At 29.6% G+C, this 4,645-nt stretch carries 6 protein-coding genes; all 6 read right to left on the bottom strand.

Going from position 1 to position 4,645, the window contains the following annotated elements; genetic code table 11:
* Positions 1 to 834 (bottom strand): galactitol-1-phosphate 5-dehydrogenase (locus tag ACI3VO_RS06650; protein WP_439757153.1); only part of this gene is annotated, 834 nt, incomplete at its 3' end.
* A 10-nt stretch (positions 835 to 844) separates the two neighbouring features.
* Positions 845 to 1,498 (bottom strand): ribulose-phosphate 3-epimerase, encoded by a 654-nt coding sequence (rpe, locus tag ACI3VO_RS06645; RefSeq protein ID WP_439757152.1) that lies wholly within the window; start codon positions 1,496 to 1,498, stop codon positions 845 to 847.
* A gap of 35 nt (positions 1,499 to 1,533) precedes the next feature.
* The gene (locus tag ACI3VO_RS06640) at positions 1,534 to 1,977 is read right to left on the bottom strand and encodes a PTS sugar transporter subunit IIA (protein ID WP_439757151.1); all 444 of its coding nucleotides are present in this window, start codon (positions 1,975 to 1,977) and stop codon (positions 1,534 to 1,536) included.
* A 36-nt stretch (positions 1,978 to 2,013) separates the two neighbouring features.
* On the bottom strand, positions 2,014 to 3,273 hold the full coding sequence (locus ACI3VO_RS06635; RefSeq protein WP_439757150.1) for a PTS transporter subunit IIC: 1,260 nt from the start codon (positions 3,271 to 3,273) through the stop codon (positions 2,014 to 2,016).
* A 127-nt stretch (positions 3,274 to 3,400) separates the two neighbouring features.
* Complete coding sequence (locus ACI3VO_RS06630; protein ID WP_439757149.1) at positions 3,401 to 3,700, bottom strand: PTS sugar transporter subunit IIB; 300 nt, start codon at positions 3,698 to 3,700, stop codon at positions 3,401 to 3,403.
* Between the two features lie 392 nt (positions 3,701 to 4,092).
* On the bottom strand, positions 4,093 to 4,645 hold a 553-nt coding region (locus ACI3VO_RS06625; protein WP_439757148.1), incomplete at its 5' end, for a PTS sugar transporter subunit IIA.

Genomic DNA, 4,645 nt, shown 5'->3' with positions numbered 1-4,645 from the left:
TTCATTTCTTAATATTTTTTCAAAATAGAATCTAGGTGAATTAACATCTGCATATGGTATTCCAAGGTATAATACTCTTCCACCTTTCTTAGGTAAACCTAATACTTGTGATGCTGTTATAGGATTTCCTGCTGATTCTATAGCTAAATCTACACCATTGCAGTATTTTCTTATTTCATCATGAACATCTTTGCCCATAGTATTTATTACTACATCTGCTCCTACCTCTTTAGCTGTTTGAAGTTTGTCATCATTTATATCCATTGCATAGATTTTCTTTGCACCAAATGCTCTGGCCCATTGAATTGCCATTAATCCTATATTTCCACAACCCATTACAGCAACTTCATCTCCCATTTGTATATCCATTTTATATAAACCATGTAAAACAACTGTAGCAGGTTCAACTAGAGTTCCTTCTTCATATGTCATTTCATCGTTCATTTTTACTAAGTTTACAGCAGGCATTTTTATATACTCGGCAAACGCTCCTGGAACTAATGCCCCTATTGCTGATAAAGTTTCACATCTTGCTGGTTCTCCACCTTTACAGTGTTCACATTCGTGGCAAACCATAGCAGGACTTCCAACTACTCTATCTCCAACAGCTACATTTTTAACATCACTTCCAACTTCAACTACTTCACCTGAAAATTCATGTCCCCATACATTACCTTTTATATAAGGTCCTAAATCTCTATATCTAGCTATATCAGAACCACATATTCCTACTGCCTTTACCTTTACTATAACATCTGTACTCTTTTCTATTTTTGGATTTCTTACTTCCTCATATCTTAAATCTCTTTTATCATAAAATGCTAATGCCTTCATAGCTTACCTCCTATAATAATTTTTCTCTCAATGCTTTAATTTTTTCGCCCATATCGCCATTAAATAAATATCCCCCTGATACAAATACATTTGCACCTGCTTTGCTACATAAATCGATATTTTTATTGTCAATTCCTCCGTCGACTTCTATATCTATGTTTTTATCTCCAACCATTTTTTTAACTTTTTCTATTTTAGCTAACATATCTGGTAAGAAGCTTTGTCCACCTTCTCCAGGATTTACTGTCATTATCAATACCATGTCTACTAGGTCTATTACGTTTTCTATAGTTTGTGCACTAGTTCCTGGACTTAATACTACACCGCTTTTTATATTTGCTTTATTTATTTTTTGTAAACAACTATATAATCTTGTAGTTGATTCTTGATGAATTGTTATTATATCAGCACCAGCTTTAATTATAGAGTCTAAGTGCTTTTCTGGTTCTTCTATCATTAAATGTACATCTAATGGTATAGATGTCATTTCCTTTATCATTTTTATATGATCTGCCCCAAATGCCATTCTATCTACAAAATGACCATCCATGACATCTACATGTAACAATTCGATATTATTTGACTCTAATATTTCTATTTGCTCTTTCAAATTAGCTATATTTGCAGCAAATATAGATGGAGATAATTTATATTGTCTTTTCACTTAACTAATCCTCCTTTTCAGCAATTTTGTAATTTCTATCCTATTTTTTCCTTTAAAAATTTTATACTTTCTGAGTTTGATAACCCTTTACATTCAATTAATGCATCTGAATCTGAAACAAATTGCATTAGTTTTTGTAATATTCCAAGATGATCATTTGCATCTTTAATAGCTAAATTAAATATCATATCTGTTTTTATACATTCTTCTGCGTCATCCATTCTATAAAAAACTACTGGTTCATCAAGTTTTAATAAACATATACTGTTTTGTTCAACACTTGAAGATTTACAATGGGGTATAGCAACAGGTATATCAGTTGGAAGTCCAGTTGGATATTCCTTTTCTCTTTCTATACACCCTGAAATAAAACTTTCACCAACATATCCTTTTTCTAGTAATGCTTCTCCACACATTCTTATTGCTTCTTCTTCATTTTTTGCATTTCCAGAAATAACTACATATTCATTTGAACTCATACATACACCTCCCAAATTTATTATTTATTTAAAATATTAATGTAATAATCTTGATGCTAATGCTACTAATATATTTCCTGGATTCCATCCAAATTGTCCATCAGTAATCATTCCACTTACATGTACACCTGTAACATTCATCATAGCTGTAGCTTCAGGTGCAAATGTATTAGCACATATAACAACTACAAACATACATAATATCATTGAAACTAAGCTTCTAAATACATTTCCTCTACATGCTAAAACTATCATTGGTGCTAAATAACAAACTTGTGTCAATAATCCTAATGGGAAATAAGTCATATTTGGTACTATAAATGCCATTAGTATCACAAATGGTATAGTGATTGCAGTAACTGTTATACAGCAAGGATCTCCTAATCCTAAAGCTATATCCATTCCTATATAGATATCAGCATCTTCTCCTACTTTTTTCTTCATATATTTACTAGCTGCATTGCCAAGTGGTGTGATACCTTCCATCATTACTCCAACCATTCTTGGTAATAACAACATAACTGCTGCTACTCCAACACTTATTGTCAATATATTAGAAATACTTTGTTTAGTTAATACACCTAAAAATGCTCCTACTATAACTCCTATAAATACAGGATCTCCAAATATTCCAAGCTTGCTTTCAATTTTACTCATATCTACATCTAAATCTTTTAATCCTGGAATTTTATCATATATTTTGTTTAATAAAACAGCAATCGGATAATATAATGCTACGAAAGATAAAGTTGTACAAGTCGTTCCATCCAATCCGAAAAATTCCTCCCATTTAGGAGCTGCCCATTGAGCAAAATATAATGCTACGACTGATAAAACTACAGTCACTGCAAATCCTAATGCTGCGCTTCCAAATAATGCATATGCCATTGCACCCGGAATTAAAAAGTGAACAAAATTCCAAATATCAACATTCATGACCTTACATAATTTAAATTTAATTAATAGTAAATTAATAAATATAATAACAGGTATTGTAAATATCGCGAAAGGTACGGTCCAAGCTGCACCTCCAACTGCTGCAAAGCCTATATCTATTGTCGTATATCCACCACCCATTTTTTCATAATAGTCGATTACAGGTTGAATTGTATTTGTCAATAAATCTATAACTAAACATAATCCCTTAAAACCTATACCGACTAATAATCCTGATTTTAAAGCTGTCCCAAATTTCATTCCAAAGAATAATCCTAATAAAAGTATTACTATAGGAAGCATTACAGCAGCTCCCATGCCTATTATCTGTTGTACAAAACTGTTTATTATCTCAACCATATAAAAAACTCCTTTCTATATTAATATTAAAATTTTACTTTAAATATCTGTAATATTGATTTTCAAGCACTTGGCTCAGCAAGTGCTCTACTTTTTTGTATACTGCTATAAAAAATATATCCAGTTTTTATTTACTACTCGCAATCTCTTTTAATAAAGATACTAGTTTTTTTCTAGTCATTTCTTCATTTACTCCTGATACTAATCCAAATACACTCATATGAGGTACTTCTAATTGTTTTCTGTAGTTTGCAGTAGTTAATATTACGTCTACTTCTTTTTGCATAGCTGGTATTTCAGCTAAAGATCCTTTATAAATCTTTATTGCTATATTTTCTTCTGCTGCTATTTTTTTAATTGCATCTTGTGCTATTGTAGAAGTTGCAACTCCACTTCCACATGCTACCATAATTTTTACTGTTTCCATAAATTTTTCCTCCTAATCCAAACCTTTTTTATTTTTTATTAACTTGCTTTTCTTTATACTCTAATTTTAATTTGTAAAAGCCTTCTCTTCAAGTTAAATACCTTTCTCGCTTTTTTTCTCAAATTTTACTAATAAAAAACACTTTTTAATATATTTAGCTTTTTAATAATTTTAATATATTTTTTTAAGTGTTTATCTTACTCCATCTAATATTTATAGTAAATCATCTTTTCAAATACCGCTTTGTAAACTTTGTTTATTCTTTTTATGAGAAAATTATACTTTTTATTTTCTGTATTTGTGATATAATTATTATTCATGTATTTTACTTATATGTAAAAAAAGATCTGCCTTATTATCTAAATGGCAGATCTTTTTTATATTTTTATTTATTAACTAAAAATAGCCTCATATATCTCATCTATTGTATTTGAATTTATAATTTTAAGTTTTTTATCTTCATTTTTACCTAATGCAATAAGTTCTTTAAATAAATCCATATAATCTATCTCTCCTTCTGTACAGAAACAGAACAATAAATACACAGGCTCTGTCTCTCCTTCAAACATAACTCCTTTAGAAGATACTAAAAGCGATATTGCTTCATCATTTACACCTTGTTCTTTACTAGCATGTACTAGTGCAATTCCTTTTGTCAAGATAATATATGGTCCCCATTCTTTAACATTACTAACAGCTTTTTTCAAGTATTCTTCATATATAATTTTTTCTTGAACTAAAATTTCACCCGACATAATCATACTTTCTTCCCAATTTAAACGATCCTTAGTTATTCTTATATGATCTTTACTCAATAAGGATTTCAATGAATTATCTTCTACTATCACACTTGCAAGTTTGTTTTTAATATCTATAAGTTCTTCTTCTGTTTGTATATTTTTTAAAATTCCTTCAATTTTTTTCATTAAAACCTTTTTATTTTTT

It is taken from the genome of Intestinibacter sp. (assembly GCF_051866655.1).
In the GTDB taxonomy this organism is placed as follows: Bacteria; Bacillota; Clostridia; order Peptostreptococcales; family Peptostreptococcaceae; genus Intestinibacter.
Note: the sequence above shows the minus strand (reverse complement) of the source record. Positions and strands in the feature narration are given on the sequence as shown.